This is a genomic window from Thermococcus aggregans (assembly GCF_024022995.1).
In the GTDB taxonomy this organism is placed as follows: domain Archaea; phylum Methanobacteriota_B; class Thermococci; order Thermococcales; family Thermococcaceae; genus Thermococcus_A; species Thermococcus_A aggregans.
Genome location: NZ_CP099582.1, coordinates 473,045 through 491,489, shown reverse-complemented (window position 1 = coordinate 491,489; position 18,445 = coordinate 473,045). Strand labels below are relative to the sequence as shown.

Sequence of the window (18,445 nt, the reverse complement as noted above, 5' to 3'; positions counted from 1 at the left end):
ACCTAAAATATCTTGAGCCCTATTTATTTTGGTGATTCAATGAGAGGAGTTATAGTTCCGCTTGTAACACCTTTTAACGAAGACTACTCCATAGACCTGCAAGCATTGGAGGAACACATAAACTATCTCCAAAAAGCCGGAGTCCACGGGATTTTTATCAACGCAACAACCGGGGAATTCACAAGCCTTAGCTTTGAGGAAAAGAAGTTTCTCGCGGAGAAGGGGAGAGAACTCGTAACTTCGACGTTTTATCTTGTGGGGACGGCTTCAACAAACACCTTTGAAGTTATTGAACTTACCAAGCACGCTCAAGACATTGGAGCGGATTACGTCGTCATAGCTCCCCCGTATTACTGCCCGCTCAGCGACGAGGCACTTTTCAACCACTATTCATTAGTTGCCGAAAAAACGGACATCCCAATAATCCTTTACAACATCCCGAGCTGTGCTAATTCATTAAGCGTTCCACTCATCAAAAGGCTCGCCATGGAGTATTCAAATATAGCGGGCATAAAGGAAACCATAGACAGCATAAACCATGTGAGAGATGTCATCTTTGAGGTTAAAGGAGAAAGAAAAGATTTCAAGGTTTTCACTGGTTTGGATCAGCACTTCCTCAACACGCTTATCCTTGGCGGAGATGGGGGGATAATGGCATGTGCAAACTTTGCCCCAGAGCTCCACCTCGCTCTTTACAAGGCCTTTGAGGAAAAGAACTTTGAAAAGGCTGTTGAATATGCTAAGAAGCTCGCAAAGCTCTCAAAGGTTTATAACATTGCATCCTCATTCAGCTCTGCAATAAAAATAGCAATGAGCATAAGAGGCTTTTCAATAAAACCCGTCCTCAGACCACCGTACACCATGGACGGAGAAGAAGTGAGGGAGAAGATAAGAGAGCTACTAGCATCACTGGATCCTGTACCTTAGAATCGCTCCAAGTCCTCCGAATGCCCTGTAGAACTGCTGGCCTTCCTCAGTGTCGAGGGAAATTACTTCCACGTCGGCACCGCTTTCTTCTGCCATTTTTATTAACTCCTCAGCGACGTCCCATTTTTCAAAGCTTATGTTTTGGCTTCCGCACTTGGGGCATGTTTTGAGGTTTTTCTTATAAGTTTCATACTCGCTTTCAGTCATTGTCTTGAGTTCTTCCCAGCCACAGTGGTTGCACTTTGCCCTAACGCGAACCCTATCGTAGCCCTCGCTTATCAAGAGCACATCAACAGCCCCAAGCTCCAAAGCGTTTCTTACTTCCTTTTCTCCATAGGTTATAAGACCTGTGTCCTTAACCAAGTGCCTGAAGAACTCTTGAACGAGTTTCCTCTCCTTAACTACCTCGTGCTCCTTTAGTATGTCACTTGCTTTTTCAACGAGCTCTCTCAACCCGTATTCGCCGTGGTAGCTTATATCAACAACGCCTATGATTTTCTTCTTAAGCTCGTGGTGGAGGTAGTCTCCCTCAACGAATTCCTCCTTTGTAGGTCCGGGACCGCCGACGATGATTCCTTTGAGTTCGCCTTTTTCAAGCAGTGGAAGGAAAGCTTCCGTTGCATGTTCCCCTATTCTCTTCATGAATTCATGAGTCTCTTGCTCCCTAATCCTCTCATATCTTCGTGCCGACTGACCACCGGCTCTTGTCTTTCCGGGAACGTTGGAGGTAAGCTCCTCAATAACCTCTATCTTTTTGCCCCTCAGAAGGCCTATCGTTGCCTCGTTCTTTTCGACTGTTATCAAGCCATAAGCGTCCTTAACTCGAAGCATCTCCTCAAGGGGCTCGGTTACAAAAGTTTGGTCACATCGATAGAGCCTGACGTTTAAGGGCTCAGGTGGTATTATTGCAAAAAGCTGTATGTCTGTTACACCCTCTTGCTCGCTAACGTTACCAACGAACAATGCTAAGCCCGTCTCTGGGGTTTGCTTGTAGAGCTTTAGGTGCTGCATTGCCCTTTCCAGAGCCCCAAGGACGTTTTTTCGAGTTGTCTTTGATTTAATGTTCTGTGCCGTACCATACTCCTCTCTAAGCTGCTGCATGACCTTATTTATGTCATATCCGGCAGGAATGTAAAGAGATACAAGCTCAGTACCTCGGCCTCTAATCTTTTTAAGCTCTTCAACCTTCTTTTTAAGCTCATACATCTCTGCTGATTTGTGAGACATGAACATCACCTCTAACAACTTATTTTCTCTCTCCCTCAGCATTTTTAAAAATTCGACTTTATAAAGGTTTGGAAAGGACTAAAGGAAGGACAAGAAAGCCAGAAGAAAAACGCCCAAAATTCCGCCTACGGCTATTATAAGGAAGTTTATGAGGTTGAGCTCTATATGTGTAACTCCGAGATAATTTAGAACCCCTACGAGGATTAGACCCACTACAGCGTTCATTGCCATCCATCTGAGGACAGCAAAGGTCAGCTTAACCACTATTACCGCGGCAATTATTAGTAGTACAAGGAATACAATGACGTTAATCATTTACACCACCCCCAAGTTCTTTTATAACTCTATCTGCTATCTCCCCAAGGGGCACCCATTTAATGCCCTCCAGAGGCAAAATCACGGCATCACTGACGTTTTTTAATTCCTCTATTAAAGGAATGGCTTCCTTCACTTTAAGCCTCCCAAGCATTAGAATTGCAAAGGCCTTTCTGTTCTTATCACCCACCTGAAGAACATCAAGTAGCAGGGACGCTATTTCATTCCTAAACTTCTCTCCAACCCATGGAAAGTACCTCAACATGATTTCAAAAGTCTGCATCGCGTTTTCTTTAACGTAAGGATCGGGGTCATTTACAAGCGAAAGCACCTTTAAGGGAAGCCCTTCTTCAACGTACGGCATCATAAGGTCTCTATGCCTGGTCGTAAGCTCGCCAACAAGCAAAAGGACATCTCCCCTTATCCCCGGGTTTTCCTCAGTGAAGAGCTCCACAATGGCATCTACGTATTTTGGATCTTTCGCTGCAGAGCGGAGAATACTCTCAGTGTCTCCCTCTGAAAGCATCTTGATGACCTTATTCTTTTTTGAGCCAAAGGAGAATAATCCCATAATCCATCACTAAGCTATTTTCTACTTCAAACCTTAAATGAGTTTTGGCTAAGGTTTAAAAATCTCCTGAGAATTTAAAGCTGGGCAATGAGGAAAGCGAATTGCGCTGAATTGTGATGAAACCTCAACCCGAGCCTTCATAGAGGTGAGAACATGCACATAAAGGAATTCCAAGAGTTGATTAGGGAGCTTTACTTCCACAGAGATGAGAAAAGGGGCTTAGAGAAGACTTTTCTCTGGTTCAGCGAGGAGATAGGCGAGCTAGCGGAGGCTTTGAGGAAAGGAGATAAGGAAGCAATGGAAGAGGAGTTTGCCGACGTTCTAGCATGGCTCGTCAGCTTGGCTAACATAGTGGGTATTGACGTGGAAGAAGCCGCTAAAAAGAAATACCCCGGCGTCTGCCCCTACTGCGGGAAGAATCCTTGTGAGTGCGAGAAGGAGTGAAAAAGACTAAAGCACCAGAATATCCTCTAAGTCAAATGCATAGAAGCCCTTTTCTCTAAGATCATTCTTGTTTTTCAGCGATTTGGCTATTATTCCATAGTAGAAATCCCCATCAAAATCAAGCAGTCTGGCTTTCTTCTTCAGAGATCTCAGGACAGCTTCAGCTTTTTTTTCGTCAAGATCGCTCCACTTCACCTCAAAGAGGTAAACTTGGCTTTCTCCAATGGCAACTACATCTATCTCCTCTCCCTTAAACCACCAGCGTCCAACCTCCTTGAAGTCAAACGGCCTCTTTAATATCAAAAACTCCTTCGCAACTTCCTCAAATTTTCTCGAAAAGAGAGCTACTAGTGCATTTTTATCAACTTCAGCCCCAATCGGTATCTTCCCCCAATTCGGGTAAACTAATGTAAACCATGAGAGAAGGAGGCTATCTCTAATTTTGTACAAACTTCTTTTTTTCTTTCCAAGTATGGGAGTTTCCTTTTCAACAAAACCTAAGCGTATTAGATTTTCCATGTAAGGGTAGATGCTCCTTGCGGGCTTTCCCACAAAGTTGGCAATCTCTTCAAGTCTCGTATTTCCATGGGAAATGGCACTCAGTATTGAAAAGTACATCTTAAGCTCTCTGAGCTCTTGAGAGAGTAGTATGTATGGTTCATTGTAGAAAAATCCCCCATCGCTCAAGAATTCCTCTGTTACAAGATCTTCAATCGTTCTGTATCTTTTCGCCACGTTGAGATACGTTGGTATCCCTCCAACAAGCATGTAAACTTTGAGACCATATTCCTTATCTTCAAAGAATTTTAGGGCGTTTAAGTAGTCGAACTCTTTAAGGTGGATGTCCCTTGTCCTTCTACCATAAAGAGGAGAAGCATAGCTCAAAATATCGTCCCATATCATTCCAAGCAAAGACCCGGAGATTACGAGCATGACATCTTTTCTGGTTAACTCGTGATCCCAAACCTTCTGAAGGTCACTCAATACCTTCTTGTCACTTTTTATGGCATAGGTGAACTCATCAAGGATTATTAGGGATTTTTCTGGAAGTTTATCGGCCATGTATGTGAAAAGCTCCTTCCAATCATTGAGTTCAAGCTTTTCGAGCCATTTATCATTGAGAAATTTTGCGAGTTCTCGTTTGAACTCTTCAATTTGGATCTCCTTAACTGTTTGGGAGAACGTGAAGAAAAAGGGATTTTTGTCTTTGGAAAATTCTTGGAGAAGTCTTGTCTTCCCAACTCTTCTTTTACCGTAAAGGACTACGAAGGAAGGCCTGTTTTCCCATTCCTTCTGGAGCAGAGCCATCTCTCTTTCTCTATCTACAAATTTCATAATCACCACCACAGTTATCTTTGCTTCAAAAATATAAATGTGTTTCGACTAATCATAATTAGATATAATCTAGATTATACAAAAGAGAAACATCCAAGTGGATTATTAAGCACTATCTTCATTTTTTGAACTGCTCCAAGAGCTTCTCAACGGCTTCTTTTTCCAATCTGGTCTCTTCCTCGTCCAAGAAGGAATAGTCTATTTCAAGAAGATCCAGTATGAAAACGAGTTTTTCCACATCCATCTCAAGGAGTTCAGCAGCTTTTTCAAGGGTTATCTGATGAGAGACTAACAACCCCAGTACCTTGAAATCTTTCCTTCTCCCCGTACGTCTTGAAGAGTGGAAAGTCCCACAGGATCTTTTCTATTTCCCCCATAAATACCACTAAAAGCAATACCTCTAAGGAAAAAAGGATTATGGTGAATCAATAACATGCCTTCAGGATAAATTATCCCAGTCTTCTCTCTCGCTAGCATCTTCTTCAAGTTCCAAAACTCCTATCGTGTCCCAAATTGGATCCTTTTTAATTAGTTTCCCCATCTCTTTTTTATTTTCCCTTGCACGTACCTTCGGATCCATAATAAACCCCTCGACATTAATTAAATATCATAATACAAAAAACTTTGGACTTTCCTAAAGTTATGGCATTCCGCAACGCTTATTAACTTACCAACGTGAATAATCATTAGCGGTGGGACTTATGACTGAGATCGTGATAAAACTCCCAAATAAAGTTGATAAAAGCCTAATCCGCCTTATAAGACGAGCCGTTAGAAAAGAACTCCTTATAGATGCCCTATTTAGGGAACTCGAAAAAGAATTAAAAAACTCCGAATTAACTGATGAAGACATAGAGCAACTTGAAAAAAAAGTAAAGAATGAGAGAAGAGCCTACTGGAGGGAAAAGCTTGGAATCTCTCGTAATTGACACAAATATTCTCTTCTCCTTCTTTAAGTCAGATTCTACCACGAGGAAGATAATATACAAACTAAGAGGGTTTTTGGACTTATACACTCCCGAATATGCCTATGATGAACTTCAGAAATACAAAGAAGTAATAATCAAAAAAGCTGGAATCAGCCCCGAAAAATTTGAAGAAATTTTAGGACTTTTATCCCATATTATAATCCCAATTCCAGAAGAGGAGTACATAGACACAATTCCCGAGGCACTTAAAATTACACCCGATTTAGGAGACATAGACTTCATAGCACTGGCAATTAAACTCAACTGTCCAGTATGGAGCAACGACAAGAAACTCAAGCAAATTAAAAATGTTAAAGTCATGAACACTAGTGAAATTATAAGCCTCCTTTCAGCGCTTGAAAAAAGCGATCAATCCCCAAGAACATAAACTATCGCTTTGCATGAATCGAGGTCGTTCTCGTAGATGCACTTATTATAGGCGTTCTCAAGAGTATCCGAGTAGGAAAACGTGGAATCGTCTATACTCTTTGTCTCACCGTTGAAGGTGCATTGAGAGTTTGAGCAGGAGATGGTTTCATTTTTGAGGAAGTTCCAGGATTCTGTGGCTTCATAGTTAGATTTTATAACTTCCACACTGTTTTGATACTGTAAAATCTCATTTTGCTTACTTGATTGTATCGCCTTTGGGACGACACCTTCACCGAAGTAAAAAACCGCAACTAGTATTATCACAAGGATAAGAGCAATCATGGCAGAATACTCAAGAGAACCTTGAGCTTTTTTCATTAATCTTTCCCTCTCACAAATTTGAAAGAGTTAAGAAAAGAAAACAAAAATCAAGTTCCACCAAGGGCCGCTAAAACTTTACAAGCGTCTGCATTACCGCCCATACATGCATCATATAGGTTGTCTAAAGTATCTGCACCAGTAGTTCCATCAACATCAATAAAGCCGTTTGAATCAGTATTCATATTTTGTATATCCGTCAGATACTCACTACCTGATATATCTATAGTGGCTACTGGACTACTAGCACTGGTACTAGCATATATTTCTAGATTATTGCCATTAACTTTCACCACATAATTATCATCCCACCAGTCTTTTGCTTGCAGTGAGGATTTTCCAAGTTCTGCTTGACTTTGTAGAGCAGCTATATCGCTTTGTGATGTAGCCTGTTGCCCACTGCTTGATATGTACCTAACAACCACAAATATTATTATCAGTGCTGCTGCAATCATGAAGAGGTATTCCAGCGCACCCTGACCTTTCTTCCTTTTAAATAACTTTTTCAGGTTTATCATTTCACCAACACCTCCGAAAGGATATCTTCAAAAACAAATTACGTCAAAGACCTATAAATATCTTTCCCCACAATTTTGCATATCCCTCCCTCAAAATTGTCCATTCGCAATGTAAAAAAGAACCAGTGGTGAAGATACTTAAACCAAACTTTAGGACTGCCCATGTTGAATCCAAGAAGATTCATCAAGGGCAATTATTATCTTGCATGCCTTCTCGTCGTTTGCAAGGCAGAGGTCATAAAGCTCTTTTAGGGTTTTCAGCTTGTAGTTATCGTTATCATAGAGGGCTTTAATTTCATCTCTGTACTCTGAGCCGCTGTAATCAACGTAATAGAGCACTTTGTCATTTTGATTGCACTCGCCATTTGGACCTTTATCCTTTATGCTTATCCCGTATTCGGAACCGACCTTGTCTTGAGCATACGAAGTAGAAAGAATGTAAAAGCAGTGCTCATCGTTCCAAAAGCCTTTGGCTTGTAGGGAAGACTTTGCCAGTTCTGCCTGAGCTTGTAAAGAGGCAACTTGGCTTTGCTCACTTGCTTTCACGCTGTTTTCTCCCAGATAGTGAACCACAACAAATATTATTATCAAAGCTGCTGCAACCATGAAGAGATACTCCAAAGAGCCTTGACCTTTCCCCTTCATGTTTGATCAATTTTTGGATAAAGAATAAATATCTTTTTCCCCAATTCTGCCTATGTAATAACCAAATCTGCGTGATGGAAATGCTGGTCTTTATAGAGTGCGAATCATCTAGCGTTGAAGGCTGTTTAAAGGAGCTTAGAGAAAAAGCCCAAGTCCTAGATAGAATTCCGGGAAAAATAGATAAAGCCAAAGTTGAGCTCTCGTTTGGAGCCTTCATGAGCATTAAAATAGCCCTAAGCGTAAAGCCGGACAAAAATTACGATAAGATCATAATAGCCGAGTACTCCTCGGGGAAAGACGTCCTTGAGAGGCTCCAGGAAAAGATGGGGCAGAAAATAAAAAATGCTGAGGTAGTTGACTTCGCCTTTGGAACCTACACGATGCCCATAACGAGAAGAAAATACGCCGTTGGAATAGCTGTTGCAAACGTGCCAAGAGAAAGGGAAAACCTCGAAAGCTTGAGCATTGAGGAGAGAAGGGCAATTTTGAGAAAAGCCCTCGAACTTTTTGAATGGAATCCAAAAGCGCTAAACATCTCTGAGATAGCAAGGCTCTTCAACGTTTCAAGGGATTCCATTTACAACGACATAGAACATATCTTGAAGGAAAGGGAGTAAACTAAAAAGAAAAAGAAAAAACAAAATCACTCAACAACGCTTATAGGCACAGGCGTTGCTGACAAAACAAATATCACAAGCACAATTAAAGTTAAAGCAACTCTTTTTGGAGATATTGGACTTACCTCATCCAGCGCACCGGGGTTGCCTATTCTTCCCATAAGCAGAATTATGAACCCCCAAATGAGCCACCCTGACCAGAGAACGCTCAAGCCTATCATAGCCAAGCCCAGCACAAAAGTTAAAATGGAGTGAAGCTTTTCTCCGAGGAAGGCTCTCGCTATATGCCCGCCGTCGAGCTGCGCTGCGGGAATAAGGTTTAGGAAAGTCACCAGTATTCCCACCCAACCGGCTATTGCCACAGGATGGAGGTAAATCACATGGTTTTCGGGAATTTTAAAGACGTACTGTTCAAGGATATGCATTATTAGACTCTGGCCAAAGGCTATTCCGCCTTCCATCTGAGCTGCAGAAACTGGCAGGGTCGGAGAAAGCCTTAGCCCTATAAACAACACTGGAATGGCAACGATAAATCCAGCAATGGGACCGCTCGAGCCGAGATCTATGGCAGCGTTCCTCGTTGGTATGGGAGATTTAACCCTTATTACAGCACCAAGAGTTCCCAAGATGTTTGGAAAGGGTATGAAGTACGGAAAAGTCGACTTTACTCCGTGAAGAGTAGCCGCTATTTTGTGCCCCATCTCGTGAGTGCCCAAAATCGCGAGAACACTTATTGAAAACGCTAAAGCATTGAGATATATGTTCCTTATTCCCGGAAGATTATACTGGTCGAGAAACGCTATATAAGAGCTTGAAAGCCAGTAGCCCGCAAAAAGGGTGCTCAAAACAGTGGCTATGAAAAGCCCTATACCTATGAGGGGGTTTTCCTCTTTAACTGGCTGCGCCGGAAAGACGAAAAGAACTATTTTCCCTTCCCTCTTCTTTAAAGCCGCCCAGTAGCCGAGCTCTTCAAGTTCCTTAAGAACCCTCTCAAAGTTAGTTTCCTTTATCTCCAGAACTTCAAAAGCCATGACACCTCCCTTAACCTGCATCTCTCCTAAGGAGTAAAACTCGCTGAGCTTCTTCATGAGCTCCTCGTCATGAGTTTCCTCAACGGGTTCAATCTCAAAGCCAACAAGGACCATGTCAGAGCCGCACTTTGGACATGAGTTTTCCATTAAGGCGACGTTAGAGTCTCTAACTTCCCTATGGCCACAGCTAATGCACTCGTAAATACCCTTTGCCATTTTTCCCACCACTAAAAAGACTTAGGAGGAGAAGCTTTAAAAACTATTCTTCTACGTGAACTTCCCCTTTGTCCGCATCAACTTCAACGATCTGGCCGCTCTTAATCTTGCTTATGTCCACTTTGTCCACCATTGGAATTTCCGCTATGATTGCACCCGTAACAACAATGGTCTCGGCTTCTTCAACTATTATGGCTTTTGGAGCAACACCGTTCTTTTTAAGCTGATATAGGACGTAAGAACCAACCGTCGATCCCTTACCCCTTGGAAATACGAGGATTTTATCCTTTATGCTCTCTCCCCGAATATCGCTTTCAATGTCCTTTACTATCCCAGTTTCAGGGTCGACACCACCTAAAAAGGAGAGAGGCTTTCTGGAAACTAATGCGACGCCTTTTGCTTTTCCTCTCGTGATTTTCCTTCCTTTGAGTTTCATCTTACCACCTCACGGGGCTTCGAGAATAAGCTTTTCGGTATTCTCAAGCCTCACCTTCAGTCCGGCTGAGGAGAAGTAGAAGCTTGCCTTTCCGCTGTTAGTGGCTATTCCTTTGTACCATTTCTCAACTGGAGAGACTATTAAACAGCTGTCGGCTATTATTCTTCCATTATAGCGCTCTATGACATCAGTGTAGCCCAAGGCATCAGAGAGAGCCTTTACAGCTTTGCTTGCAGTTATTAAAAGCGGTATTTTCAGAGGCTTCTCCCTCATCTTTAACAGCTCGGCAACCTCTTTTACCTCTTGAATCGAAGCGTGAGGACAGCCTAGGACTATCGCGTCTATCTCCCTCCACTCTGCGTTGAACTTCTCCTTAACCTCTTCAAGTTCTTTTTTATCGACCTGAACTTTCTCAAGCTTGTCCTCTATGGCGTACCTATACTCTGGGGTCTCGCCCTCCACGTGATAGAGGGCTATTGATCCCGTTGCCGCCATGGAAGCACCGAGTTCTTTGAGGTAGTCTGTCTTCTCAGGTTTAAGGTTTTTAAAGTAGGGCACATCGTTCTTCAGATTTTTTCCGAGGTAATAACCTAAAAAGCTGTAGTCTGCAAAATCCTTAAGCTCTGCCTCCACTTCAACAACTACTGTCGCCTTTCTGTTTTCTTCAAGATGAAGGCCGTAGTTGGGAGTTTTACCAACTATCGCCGCTGCCAAGCTGGAGGGTCCGCCCTCACGGTTTGTTCTAGCTCCAAGTATGGAGTTCGCAAAAATTACGGCCGAGCTTTCGCTCCACGCTACATGATCACCGAACTTTGGAAGGTTTGCACCATAATAGGGAGTACACGTGGAAGTAATCTCTACTCCCATGGCTCTATAGAGCTCAAGAATCCCCCTCTGCTTTTCCATGAAAAGCTCATCCCCTATACCAGCTGGGTTGAGAGTTGTATAGACACTTACCTTAGCCCCGGAATTAACAAAGTCCTTCAGAAACTCTATTCCCGCATCGCCAATGTTCTTATACGAAACTCCCGCAATTTGGGCACTTTTTATAGGGATAAGCCTGTCAGCCTCGTAGATCTCTCCAAGGGCAACGAGAATTTCCATTGCCTTTTGCAATGCGTAGCCGTATTCACCGGTAAGTATTAACTCTTCTTCTTTTGTAAGGTACATCTTACCACCAGAATAAAATTGAAGTACTAAGTTTAAAGGGTTTTTCAACGTTTCATTAAAAATCCTCAATCGTTAGGAGTCGTCATTTTAGAAACCCCAAGGATACTCAAATATCAAAAAAGCCCCTTATGGAGTGTTAAATATTATAATCGAGTAGGGACTGCTTCAAAAAGGAACCGTAAACTTTATAAACCGACTTTTTATTAGTAGATAATGGGCCGAGCAGCGGGGTGGGGCAGCTAGGAGTGCCCGCCGGGCTCATAACCCGGAGGTCGGAGGTTCAAATCCTCCCCCCGCTACCAGTTCATTTTTGTGCATTGGTGTATATAGTTGGACATTAAAATTCTATGGTAGCTCCAAGTATTCTTTCAAAAGTTGCTGCTTTCTAAGTATAGTGAACCCTATCAGCTGATAGAACTTTAGAATGTTCTCTTTCCTGTAAATACGTATCTCATAAAGGTCTGAGGAATACTCGTATTCCTTTCCCCAGATTTTTACCTTTGTCCCTTTCTTTTTTGTTAGCGTGATGCGACTCTCTATGCCCAAATCTTTTAGAAGTTCCCTACAAAATTCCAAAACCCCCATATCATAATTTGAAGCGCTAAGATACCCATAGCGCCGCTTACTATCGAAGTTAAACGTTCCTTCACTGTCAAAGAAACCCTTCAAAAATGCAGTCGGGTGATTTCTGGCAATTTCAAATAGAACCTCTTTGGAACGTTTTAACAGTTGGTACAACCCTTTGCTAGTAGCTTCGGTTACAAATCTCTTCCTTCTGCCATCACTTTCTTCATAAATCATAGGATTAGCACCAATTTCCCTAAGAGCTCTAGCAAATGCCTCTGCAAATTCCTTGTCAACAACCTTTAATCTAAGTCTGTATTTGTAGTTTCCGTGAACACCTATGCCAGCATCTCCAAAATAAACGCCTATGACATAAGCTAAAGAAGGGGAGGGCTCTAGGTTAACGGGCTTAATCTTATTAAAAGGATTATGCTGAGCTTTACACCATCTTAAGACCGTTGCTTTTGACACCTTTATTCCTTTCTCTTCCAGAATTCTCTTTGCTATTTTAGAATAGCTTAATCCTCTTTTTCTCAAATCTTTAACGCACTCTACAAGATCTTGAAGCTCTTCTTGGTTAAGCTCTCTAATAGTCCGCATGGATAATAGTAGGGCATATCATTTTTAAAGTTTTGTTGTAATTTCTATACAACTATTTGTAATTAGACATCAGGGCGCTCATGAAGCAACTTTAATAAACCATATCCAATTAGCCCAAAGAGGGCTTTGTCATGGATCTGGTAGTTTTGGGGCATGTTGCGATTGACCACATAATCTTTCCCAATAAACGCGAGATAATCCTCCCGGGAGGAGCAGCGGCTGCCGTAGCGACTTCTGCAGCTTTGAGCGGGGCAAAAGTCGGCTTGGTAACGAAAGTAGGAAAAGACTTTCCCAAGGAATGGTTAGAAAGCCTCAAGAAAATTCTTGACATTAGGGGAGTCCAAATTCTCGAAGGAAAAACAATGCACATCTATATGATTTACCACGAAGACGGGAGCGTGGATGCACCCGTAGAGATGGGAGTGGCAGAAAGGATGGGAGAAACACCAATTCCGACAGAGTACTTAAACTCAAAAATATTTCACATCTCTCCAATACCTCCAGAAGAGCAACTAAAAGCAATGAAAAGGTTAGGAGGGAAGAAAATTAGCGTAGACTTCAATCCAACATATATGGAGGATTACAAGACGAAAAGAGACCTCATGAAGGAAATAGTCTCAAAGGCCGAGATAGTCTTTCCAAATGAAAGGGAAGCGATGACAATAACGGGAGAAAATGACATCAAAAAGGCAGCCGAAAAGCTTCACGAATGGGGGGCTAAGATCGTCGTGATAACCAGGGGAGAAAAGGGAGTCTTGCTATACGATGGAAGCAGTTTCAAAAAGTTCAAGGCACTTCCAATAGAAAAAATCGTTGATCCAACCGGAGCCGGAGATGCCTTCGCTGGCGGCTTTCTTGCCTATTACGCTAAAGGAAAAGGTCTCGAAGAATGCATAGCGCAGGGATTGCTGAGGGCAAGAGAAGTGTTGAAGAAAAAAGGAAGCTGGAGCATCTAATCACTCAAAATACCTCGATTTAGTTTCTTTTTAGCCCTAAAGCTTATTACCAAACTTGTTAATAGAGACATTACCGAGTATATTTCCCACAAGCTTATGTATTCGTATGGAACTATCTGACCTCCTCCCCGCCCTAAAGGACGAGGGTTCCAACGAATTAACCCCTCGCCACGGGCAAGAAGGTTCGAGGGGCTTCATTCAAGCCCATTTTAAACGGGCTTCTCAGTCCCTCTGGGAGGGTCTTCCCCCGATTACCCCTACCTCCCGACAAAGCCGAGAGGCTCGGGGTTATAGTTTTTACAACCTTCTTCAAAATATTAAACGCTCCAACGAGGTCAGCATTAAACACAAGCCCCTCTGTGGGACACTTGTACAACCCATGAACAAACCTCGCCCCTTTATGGGGCTTCCCGCAAACGGGGCAAGTCTTCAAAGTGAAAGCCTCGTCAACAAGTACAACCTGAATACCGTACTCTTCCGAGACTTCTTTTAGACGTTGAATTACTGTATTGAAACGCCAGACATGAGAGAGGAGGAAATTCTGCTTTTTACCCTTGTTAGAGTTTCTTGCAATTTCTTTGGGATAGCCAACTACAATTTTGCTAACGCCTAATTGGTAGAGCCTTTCAATAGTCTGCCTCACAGCAGTGTTAATGTAATGTCTCGCTTGAAGTTTTGCCTTCTCGTGCATCCTCTTGAGCCTTCTACTCTTTTTACAGCCAGACTTGTTGAGTTTTGACTGGTAATCGGCAATCCGCTTTTGCCAGTAAAAGGCAATGCTCTTCAACGGCCTACCATTTACAAGGAAGCTTTCACCATTTTCAACATAAACAGCCATCAAGTTGTTTACCCCTAGGTCTATCCCTGCGGAAAGACTTCCCTTTGGTTTTCTCGGAACTTTAACCCAAGAATTATTCTCCAGCTTTTCCCCAACAGTATAACTAATGTGGGCGTACCACTTGCGTTTAACATCATCGTAGATAATTTCCAAGCGCCCCTGCTTTCCCTTCAAGTGGATTCTGCCTTTAAACTGGACTTCTAGCTTTTTAAATTTGCCAAGGCCTTTTAGAATTAGCTTGTTCCTCTCAATCCTGTACTGGTCATTCCTCAAGACTATTAATGGTTTTCTCTTTCCACCTTGTTTTTGATAGTCCGGAGGTTTTGGCTTCAGCCACTTGGGAAGTTCACCTTTCTTTTTCTTCTTTATGAGGGTGAAGAAGCCCCTTCACGCTTCAGCGTTTTTTCTGGCTAATTGTTGAACTGTCGCAGAACCGATTTCCCGCTTGTATTTCTCATAAACAATTTTCTCGGTCTTGTTAAAGTCCACGGGTTCGTGATTGAAAAATTGTTGTCTGCGGAGGTAATTCACCTCATTCCAGACTTTGGCCCCAGTATCAGCTAACTCGAATAGGATTTTCTCTTGTTCTTTTGAGGCTTGGAGTTTTACTGTTACGCTCCTCTTCATTCTTCCTCTTCCTCGACTTTTTTAATCCAGTCTCTGATTGCTTGTTCCACGGCTATACTCAAGGCGCCCCTTCTGTTCCCGTACTTTCTCCTAACGATTTCTCTAAACTTTTTGTCTAGCTCGTCGGGGATGTATACGTCGAGCCTTTTCACTATTAACCACCCTATGGTGTATTATGGTGTTAATGGTTTAAATATTTTTCGCTTTCATGATGGGGGGCTTGTTTTAGAATTACTGCATCCCCTCCCTAAAGGGCGAGGCTTTCAAAAGAATAGGTTTAAAAAGCATTACAACTTGGGAAAAGGTGGGTGAGAGTATGGAAAAACTTCCACAATTATTCGTTGAGGCAGACTTTGAAGAATGCTTTGAGGGAGAGCGGGCAAAAGTGGACTGCATAATAATCCAAGATAACATTGAGGTTAGAGTGAAGAAGGGACAAAAATTTCCGGAATTCATAGATGTTAAAAAAGCAAAGTTTCTAAGAAAAGAGGTTTACGACAGGTTTCACTTTTATGTTGACAAATATGAGCATAAGATGCTATGTGATGCGAGAATAATTCTCCCAGACAGAAGAACCGAAATAAGACTCTACAAAGGAGACGAACTTATGCTACTCCCAGTAGAGGGTTTTGTATCCACAATAATAGCAGGTGTTGGGAATAGGGTTAGAACAAGCGACGCTTTTGCTGCGATAACAACTAGAAAAGGAGAAGTACACTATCTAAAGCCCCCAAAGAACGGAGTGGTTGTCTACATAGATGAGTTCACTAACAGGCCTCACTACATCTATTATATCCTCCCGGAGGAGTAGCTAAAGTCCTTCTATTATTGCTCTTACGTTTTCTTTAATTCTCATTTTCAAAGTGTCCAACTTATCCATTCCTTGGATAGTTCTGGTATTGTTTGCGCTTGTTATTATCAATGACCATCTGTGGAGATCACGTTTTTTAGGCTCGTCTTGGAACATTACAAGAAACCTCGATCCCTTTGCATCAACTTCAAGTATTTCAACACTCCTATCGCCCAGCTTTGTTGAGTATATCTCCCTCGCTTCCAACCCGCTAAATTCTCTTCTAAGCATCTCCGCAAACTCTCCCATACGAAATCACCTGTCTATTGTTGGTCAAAGAGGTATATATACTTTATCACAAAATTGTATAACGCTGACCAAAAATGTTTTAAAGTCCACAGGAGAGTTAAGCTTGAAGAAATTTAGTTGGTGAAAGGAATGAAAGTTGAAAAAGGAGATTTTGTGGTTTTTAACTACATTGGAAAGTCCGAAAATGGGGAAATATTCGATACAACTTATGAAGACGTCGCTAAGGAAGCAGGCATTTACGTGGAAGACAGAACATACGGACCCCTCGGAGCAAATGTTGGTGTCGGTGAGCTCATCCCGGGAATAGATGAAGCCCTCTTGGGAATGGAAATCGGGGAAAAGAAAACCATAACGATTCCCCCCGAAAAAGGATACGGAATGCCGAGGGAAGATTTGATAATTGACGTTCCGGCAAGTGAGTTTGAGAAGGCAGGCATAGAGCCCGTAGAGGGAGCATACATAATGACTGATAGTGGAATAGCAAGAATATCTGCAGTAAACGAAGAAAACGTCACTTTGGACTTCAACCACCCACTTGCGGGCAAGACACTGATATTTGAAGTGGAAGTAGTGGATATAGAAAAAGCAGAATCAGAATCACATAAAGCTTGATATCTGAACTCTAGTGGCCACGAGGAATATAACAACTCCAAGCATAACGAGCATTGCGCTGTACTTGAAACCTGCAGAGAACTTTCCTTCTCTTATTATTCCAATTCCCAGCCCCGAAACTATGGCTTGTACAGCAACAAATGCAAGAGAAATATTTTTTATTGCTTCTAAGGGAAGGTTAAGTCCTACTTCCGGAGTGCTCATACCTCCCATAATTTGAGAAACAACTCCTAAGATAAAGGGGCCTATGAATCCACTGGCAATTATGAAAAACATTGCCTGCATTCCAGTTGAAGCTTTCCTCTCCTTTTTTATCCTAAGTATCTCACGGACATCGTTTGCAACTGCCACAAGGACATCAGCCATTGGCGCTCCTCTCTCATATGCCTCCAAAATAATCATTGTGGAACGGTAGATTACTGGAGACCTCTTATTTCTTATTGCGAAAGCCCTCAAGGCTTCCATTGTTGACCTGCCTTTCTTTATCTCCTGAACTGTTCTCTTGAATTCTTCCGTCAAAGCCCCAAACCTCGCAGTTGAGGCCTCTTCTAGGGCTTCAGAGAAGGAAATTCCCGCTCTCAAAGAGCTCGCAATGTAAAAGAAAGCATCGGGCAGGTTTCTCTCCATATCCTCCGTCTTCTTGCTCACCAAGTAATAGGGATAAACAAATGCTATTCCCAAAAACAGACCCGGAAATACCGGAAGAGCATAAATCTTAACTGGGGACAAGATGAAAGCTATCACACTAGCTACTCCCGCCAGTAGCAAAGACACCACTAGAAACTCAAGCGCTGAAAATGATATCCCCGCCGAATACAAGAAGAGCTCATATCTCTTAACCCATTTTTGGGGAAGTAGTTTTTCAAGAGGTTTTGCAAGGGACTGCAAAAATTTAATTTTGGCCAATTTAATCACCTCGGCTCACTACGTTTTATCATAAACACAACAAGTGTTGACATAGCAGGGAAGCCAAATAGCAGAATAACAGCCAACCCCTGAACTGGCATTATCAACGCTCTAGACATAAGTGAAGCTGCCAATATTGCCACAACGAACAATGTAGGCATTATTATGGTTATAAACATGTAAACAAAAGCCACACCATTTACCTTTTGAATGTACTCAACAAGCTTCATTCTGTATTCGAAGGAAAAGTCCTCTGCAAGTTTGTAAAGAATATCTGCTAAGTTCCCGCCGAATTTTGTAGCTCTAAGGATTTGTTTTACAACTCTGCTAACGTTCTCGGATGCCATTCTTTCCTCAAACCTCGTTAGCGCGTCTTCAAAAGATGTTCCACCATGCATTTCTCTTATCATGAGCTCGAATTCCTCGGATATGGGGCCATAGTCGGCATTGGCAACGGAAACCATTGCCTCAGCTATACCGACACCAGCGCTTAGGAGGGATGCCAAGTGCCTTAAAACGTACGGAAGGGCTTTTTCCACTTCTACAACCCTTCTCCGCCAAACTATTCTTGGATAGTTTCTCATGTACAAGAACCCGCCAACAAAGCCCAGTAATCCTAGCATCAGGGAGATATCGATAGGCATTAGAAGAAGAATGCCGATTAAAAAGGCAAAAATTGCGGCAAAAATAGAAACACCCAGCATTAATGCAACGAACTGCTCTTTACTCATTCTAATATTCGCCCTTACGAGGTCATAGTCAAGTCCCTTTAGAGACCGTGTAAACGACGCTACTGGGCCCCTAAAATGCCTCAGTATGAACTCCGAGAATCTGTGAGTAAAAGATTCCTCCAGTTCTCTTTTTCTCCATTCAATAATTTCCTCAAGTTCTTTTTCATACTTCTTTTCTCTCTCCTGTGAAACTTCCTCTTGGAGTTTTTTCAGAAGCTCAAGTCTTTCTTGAAGCGTTAGAGTTTTAGGAATTCTCGAAATAGGGCGCTCGCTAACCTCTATAGTTTTTTGACCTAACCTTTCAAGGAATTTGAGTATTTTTTCTTTTATCCCCAACTCTTCCCC

At 42.3% G+C, this 18,445-nt stretch carries 25 protein-coding genes, 1 tRNA gene and 1 pseudogene; 9 read left to right on the top strand and 18 right to left on the bottom strand.

The features are described 5' to 3' along the window. Nucleotides 1-39: 39 nt before the first annotated feature. Nucleotides 40-927 carry a dihydrodipicolinate synthase family protein gene (locus tag NF865_RS02835; protein ID WP_253305101.1) on the top strand — a complete coding sequence of 296 codons (888 nt, stop codon included), beginning with the start codon at nt 40-42 and terminating at the stop codon, nt 925-927. On the opposite strand, the gene prf1 is transcribed toward NF865_RS02835, so the two are convergent. From prf1 to NF865_RS02820, 3 genes are all read right to left on the bottom strand, one after another. Beyond that, entirely contained in the window at nt 907-2,154 is a 1,248-nt protein-coding gene (gene prf1, locus NF865_RS02830) for a peptide chain release factor aRF-1 (RefSeq protein WP_253305100.1), read from the bottom strand. The genes NF865_RS02835 and prf1 overlap by 21 nt on opposite strands. Nucleotides 2,155-2,232: 78 nt before the next feature. Next, nucleotides 2,233-2,469 carry a hypothetical protein gene (locus NF865_RS02825; RefSeq protein ID WP_253305099.1) on the bottom strand — a complete coding sequence of 79 codons (237 nt, stop codon included), beginning with the start codon at nt 2,467-2,469 and terminating at the stop codon, nt 2,233-2,235. Next, nucleotides 2,462-3,040, bottom strand: coding sequence for a HEAT repeat domain-containing protein (locus NF865_RS02820; protein ID WP_253305098.1), 579 nt, complete (start codon nt 3,038-3,040; stop codon nt 2,462-2,464). The genes NF865_RS02825 and NF865_RS02820 overlap by 8 nt, the downstream gene beginning before the upstream one ends. A gap of 153 nt (nt 3,041-3,193) precedes the next feature. Here NF865_RS02820 and NF865_RS02815 point away from each other — a divergent pair, with 153 nt between their 5' ends. Then, the gene (locus NF865_RS02815) at nt 3,194-3,484 is read left to right on the top strand and encodes a MazG nucleotide pyrophosphohydrolase domain-containing protein (RefSeq protein WP_253305097.1); all 291 of its coding nucleotides are present in this window, start codon (nt 3,194-3,196) and stop codon (nt 3,482-3,484) included. A 6-nt stretch (nt 3,485-3,490) separates the two neighbouring features. Here the strand turns inward: NF865_RS02815 and NF865_RS02810 are convergent, their stop codons facing one another. The 3 genes from NF865_RS02810 to NF865_RS02800 form a co-directional block, all read right to left on the bottom strand. Then, on the bottom strand, nt 3,491-4,819 hold the full coding sequence (locus tag NF865_RS02810; RefSeq protein ID WP_253305723.1) for an ATP-binding protein: 1,329 nt from the start codon (nt 4,817-4,819) through the stop codon (nt 3,491-3,493). A 118-nt stretch (nt 4,820-4,937) separates the two neighbouring features. After that, nucleotides 4,938-5,114, bottom strand: coding sequence for a hypothetical protein (locus NF865_RS02805; RefSeq protein WP_253305096.1), 177 nt, complete (start codon nt 5,112-5,114; stop codon nt 4,938-4,940). Nucleotides 5,115-5,258: 144 nt separating this feature from the next. After that, nucleotides 5,259-5,399 carry a hypothetical protein gene (locus NF865_RS02800; protein WP_253305095.1) on the bottom strand — a complete coding sequence of 47 codons (141 nt, stop codon included), beginning with the start codon at nt 5,397-5,399 and terminating at the stop codon, nt 5,259-5,261. Between the two features lie 121 nt (nt 5,400-5,520). Here NF865_RS02800 and NF865_RS02795 point away from each other — a divergent pair, with 121 nt between their 5' ends. Then, nucleotides 5,521-5,748, top strand: a complete 228-nt coding sequence (locus NF865_RS02795; protein WP_253305094.1) for a hypothetical protein — start codon at nt 5,521-5,523, stop codon at nt 5,746-5,748. Continuing rightward, the gene (locus NF865_RS02790) at nt 5,729-6,175 is read left to right on the top strand and encodes a PIN domain-containing protein (RefSeq protein WP_253305093.1); all 447 of its coding nucleotides are present in this window, start codon (nt 5,729-5,731) and stop codon (nt 6,173-6,175) included. Before NF865_RS02795 ends, NF865_RS02790 begins: the two co-directional genes overlap by 20 nt. On the opposite strand, the gene NF865_RS02785 is transcribed toward NF865_RS02790, so the two are convergent. The 3 genes from NF865_RS02785 to NF865_RS02775 form a co-directional block, all read right to left on the bottom strand. Beyond that, on the bottom strand, nt 6,157-6,534 hold the full coding sequence (locus NF865_RS02785; protein WP_253305092.1) for a class III signal peptide-containing protein: 378 nt from the start codon (nt 6,532-6,534) through the stop codon (nt 6,157-6,159). The genes NF865_RS02790 and NF865_RS02785 overlap by 19 nt on opposite strands. A 50-nt stretch (nt 6,535-6,584) precedes the next feature. Further along, nucleotides 6,585-7,052 carry a class III signal peptide-containing protein gene (locus tag NF865_RS10430; protein WP_366513829.1) on the bottom strand — a complete coding sequence of 156 codons (468 nt, stop codon included), beginning with the start codon at nt 7,050-7,052 and terminating at the stop codon, nt 6,585-6,587. A gap of 150 nt (nt 7,053-7,202) precedes the next feature. Next, nucleotides 7,203-7,697 (bottom strand): class III signal peptide-containing protein, encoded by a 495-nt coding sequence (locus NF865_RS02775; RefSeq protein ID WP_253305091.1) that lies wholly within the window; start codon nt 7,695-7,697, stop codon nt 7,203-7,205. Nucleotides 7,698-7,777: 80 nt separating this feature from the next. Between NF865_RS02775 and NF865_RS02770 the strand changes: the two genes are divergently transcribed. Further along, nucleotides 7,778-8,314: a helix-turn-helix domain-containing protein gene (locus tag NF865_RS02770; RefSeq protein WP_253305090.1), complete on the top strand. Its 537-nt coding sequence runs from the start codon at nt 7,778-7,780 to the stop codon at nt 8,312-8,314. A 26-nt stretch (nt 8,315-8,340) separates the two neighbouring features. Here the strand turns inward: NF865_RS02770 and NF865_RS02765 are convergent, their stop codons facing one another. The 3 genes from NF865_RS02765 to NF865_RS02755 are packed head-to-tail and all read right to left on the bottom strand — an operon-like array spanning nt 8,341 to nt 11,167. Next, nucleotides 8,341-9,561 carry a site-2 protease family protein gene (locus NF865_RS02765; RefSeq protein WP_253305089.1) on the bottom strand — a complete coding sequence of 407 codons (1,221 nt, stop codon included), beginning with the start codon at nt 9,559-9,561 and terminating at the stop codon, nt 8,341-8,343. Between the two features lie 43 nt (nt 9,562-9,604). Further along, complete coding sequence (locus tag NF865_RS02760) at nt 9,605-9,997, bottom strand: DUF126 domain-containing protein (protein ID WP_253305088.1); 393 nt, start codon at nt 9,995-9,997, stop codon at nt 9,605-9,607. A gap of 9 nt (nt 9,998-10,006) precedes the next feature. Next, nucleotides 10,007-11,167, bottom strand: a complete 1,161-nt coding sequence (locus NF865_RS02755) for an aconitase X catalytic domain-containing protein (protein WP_253305087.1) — start codon at nt 11,165-11,167, stop codon at nt 10,007-10,009. 224 nt (nt 11,168-11,391) lie between these two features. On the opposite strand from NF865_RS02755, the gene NF865_RS02750 reads away from it, so the two are divergent. Further along, nucleotides 11,392-11,469 (top strand) — tRNA-Met (locus NF865_RS02750). Between the two features lie 43 nt (nt 11,470-11,512). Here NF865_RS02750 and NF865_RS02745 read toward each other — a convergent pair. After that, nucleotides 11,513-12,331: an LAGLIDADG family homing endonuclease gene (locus NF865_RS02745; RefSeq protein WP_253305086.1), complete on the bottom strand. Its 819-nt coding sequence runs from the start codon at nt 12,329-12,331 to the stop codon at nt 11,513-11,515. 131 nt (nt 12,332-12,462) lie between these two features. Between NF865_RS02745 and NF865_RS02740 the strand changes: the two genes are divergently transcribed. Beyond that, nucleotides 12,463-13,287, top strand: a complete 825-nt coding sequence (locus NF865_RS02740) for a carbohydrate kinase family protein (protein ID WP_253305085.1) — start codon at nt 12,463-12,465, stop codon at nt 13,285-13,287. Between the two features lie 157 nt (nt 13,288-13,444). Here the strand turns inward: NF865_RS02740 and NF865_RS02735 are convergent. Both NF865_RS02735 and NF865_RS02730 read right to left on the bottom strand, forming a co-directional pair. Continuing rightward, nucleotides 13,445-14,752, bottom strand: a pseudogene (locus tag NF865_RS02735) (RNA-guided endonuclease InsQ/TnpB family protein). After that, on the bottom strand, nt 14,749-14,904 hold the full coding sequence (locus tag NF865_RS02730) for a hypothetical protein (RefSeq protein WP_253305084.1): 156 nt from the start codon (nt 14,902-14,904) through the stop codon (nt 14,749-14,751). Before NF865_RS02730 ends, NF865_RS02735 begins: the two are co-directional and overlap by 4 nt. Nucleotides 14,905-15,068: 164 nt before the next feature. Between NF865_RS02730 and NF865_RS02725 the strand changes: the two genes are divergently transcribed. Next, a complete protein-coding gene (locus NF865_RS02725; RefSeq protein WP_253305083.1) occupies nt 15,069-15,563 on the top strand; it encodes a DUF2118 domain-containing protein in 495 nt (164 codons plus the stop codon). Here the strand turns inward: NF865_RS02725 and NF865_RS02720 are convergent, their stop codons facing one another. Then, nucleotides 15,564-15,851 (bottom strand): hypothetical protein, encoded by a 288-nt coding sequence (locus tag NF865_RS02720; protein WP_253305082.1) that lies wholly within the window; start codon nt 15,849-15,851, stop codon nt 15,564-15,566. Between the two features lie 129 nt (nt 15,852-15,980). On the opposite strand from NF865_RS02720, the gene NF865_RS02715 reads away from it, so the two are divergent. Then, nucleotides 15,981-16,463, top strand: a complete 483-nt coding sequence (locus NF865_RS02715; RefSeq protein WP_253305081.1) for an FKBP-type peptidyl-prolyl cis-trans isomerase — start codon at nt 15,981-15,983, stop codon at nt 16,461-16,463. Here the strand turns inward: NF865_RS02715 and NF865_RS02710 are convergent. Together NF865_RS02710 and NF865_RS02705 are read right to left on the bottom strand one after the other, a co-directional pair. Next, nucleotides 16,449-17,369 (bottom strand): type II secretion system F family protein, encoded by a 921-nt coding sequence (locus tag NF865_RS02710; protein ID WP_253305080.1) that lies wholly within the window; start codon nt 17,367-17,369, stop codon nt 16,449-16,451. The two genes, NF865_RS02715 and NF865_RS02710, sit on opposite strands and share 15 nt — an antisense overlap. A 5-nt stretch (nt 17,370-17,374) precedes the next feature. Continuing rightward, complete coding sequence (locus NF865_RS02705; protein ID WP_253305079.1) at nt 17,375-18,436, bottom strand: type II secretion system F family protein; 1,062 nt, start codon at nt 18,434-18,436, stop codon at nt 17,375-17,377. Between the last annotated feature and the right edge of the window lie 9 nt (nt 18,437-18,445).

What these genes read in the sequence shown, in the direction of transcription:
- NF865_RS02835 (WP_253305101.1), top strand. Translation starts at nt 40, where the DNA reads ATGAGAGGAGTTATAGTTCCGCTTGTAACACCTTTTAACGAAGACTAC.
- prf1 (WP_253305100.1), bottom strand. Translation starts at nt 2,154, where the DNA reads ATGTCTCACAAATCAGCAGAGATGTATGAGCTTAAAAAGAAGGTTGAA.
- NF865_RS02825 (WP_253305099.1), bottom strand. Translation starts at nt 2,469, where the DNA reads ATGATTAACGTCATTGTATTCCTTGTACTACTAATAATTGCCGCGGTA.
- NF865_RS02820 (WP_253305098.1), bottom strand. Translation starts at nt 3,040, where the DNA reads ATGGGATTATTCTCCTTTGGCTCAAAAAAGAATAAGGTCATCAAGATG.
- NF865_RS02815 (WP_253305097.1), top strand. Translation starts at nt 3,194, where the DNA reads ATGCACATAAAGGAATTCCAAGAGTTGATTAGGGAGCTTTACTTCCAC.
- NF865_RS02810 (WP_253305723.1), bottom strand. Translation starts at nt 4,819, where the DNA reads ATGAAATTTGTAGATAGAGAAAGAGAGATGGCTCTGCTCCAGAAGGAA.
- NF865_RS02800 (WP_253305095.1), bottom strand. Translation starts at nt 5,399, where the DNA reads ATGGATCCGAAGGTACGTGCAAGGGAAAATAAAAAAGAGATGGGGAAA.
- NF865_RS02795 (WP_253305094.1), top strand. Translation starts at nt 5,521, where the DNA reads ATGACTGAGATCGTGATAAAACTCCCAAATAAAGTTGATAAAAGCCTA.
- NF865_RS02785 (WP_253305092.1), bottom strand. Translation starts at nt 6,534, where the DNA reads ATGAAAAAAGCTCAAGGTTCTCTTGAGTATTCTGCCATGATTGCTCTT.
- NF865_RS10430 (WP_366513829.1), bottom strand. Translation starts at nt 7,052, where the DNA reads ATGATAAACCTGAAAAAGTTATTTAAAAGGAAGAAAGGTCAGGGTGCG.
- NF865_RS02775 (WP_253305091.1), bottom strand. Translation starts at nt 7,697, where the DNA reads ATGAAGGGGAAAGGTCAAGGCTCTTTGGAGTATCTCTTCATGGTTGCA.
- NF865_RS02770 (WP_253305090.1), top strand. Translation starts at nt 7,778, where the DNA reads ATGCTGGTCTTTATAGAGTGCGAATCATCTAGCGTTGAAGGCTGTTTA.
- NF865_RS02765 (WP_253305089.1), bottom strand. Translation starts at nt 9,561, where the DNA reads ATGGCAAAGGGTATTTACGAGTGCATTAGCTGTGGCCATAGGGAAGTT.
- NF865_RS02760 (WP_253305088.1), bottom strand. Translation starts at nt 9,997, where the DNA reads ATGAAACTCAAAGGAAGGAAAATCACGAGAGGAAAAGCAAAAGGCGTC.
- NF865_RS02755 (WP_253305087.1), bottom strand. Translation starts at nt 11,167, where the DNA reads ATGTACCTTACAAAAGAAGAAGAGTTAATACTTACCGGTGAATACGGC.
- NF865_RS02745 (WP_253305086.1), bottom strand. Translation starts at nt 12,331, where the DNA reads ATGCGGACTATTAGAGAGCTTAACCAAGAAGAGCTTCAAGATCTTGTA.
- NF865_RS02740 (WP_253305085.1), top strand. Translation starts at nt 12,463, where the DNA reads ATGGATCTGGTAGTTTTGGGGCATGTTGCGATTGACCACATAATCTTT.
- NF865_RS02725 (WP_253305083.1), top strand. Translation starts at nt 15,069, where the DNA reads ATGGAAAAACTTCCACAATTATTCGTTGAGGCAGACTTTGAAGAATGC.
- NF865_RS02720 (WP_253305082.1), bottom strand. Translation starts at nt 15,851, where the DNA reads ATGGGAGAGTTTGCGGAGATGCTTAGAAGAGAATTTAGCGGGTTGGAA.
- NF865_RS02715 (WP_253305081.1), top strand. Translation starts at nt 15,981, where the DNA reads ATGAAAGTTGAAAAAGGAGATTTTGTGGTTTTTAACTACATTGGAAAG.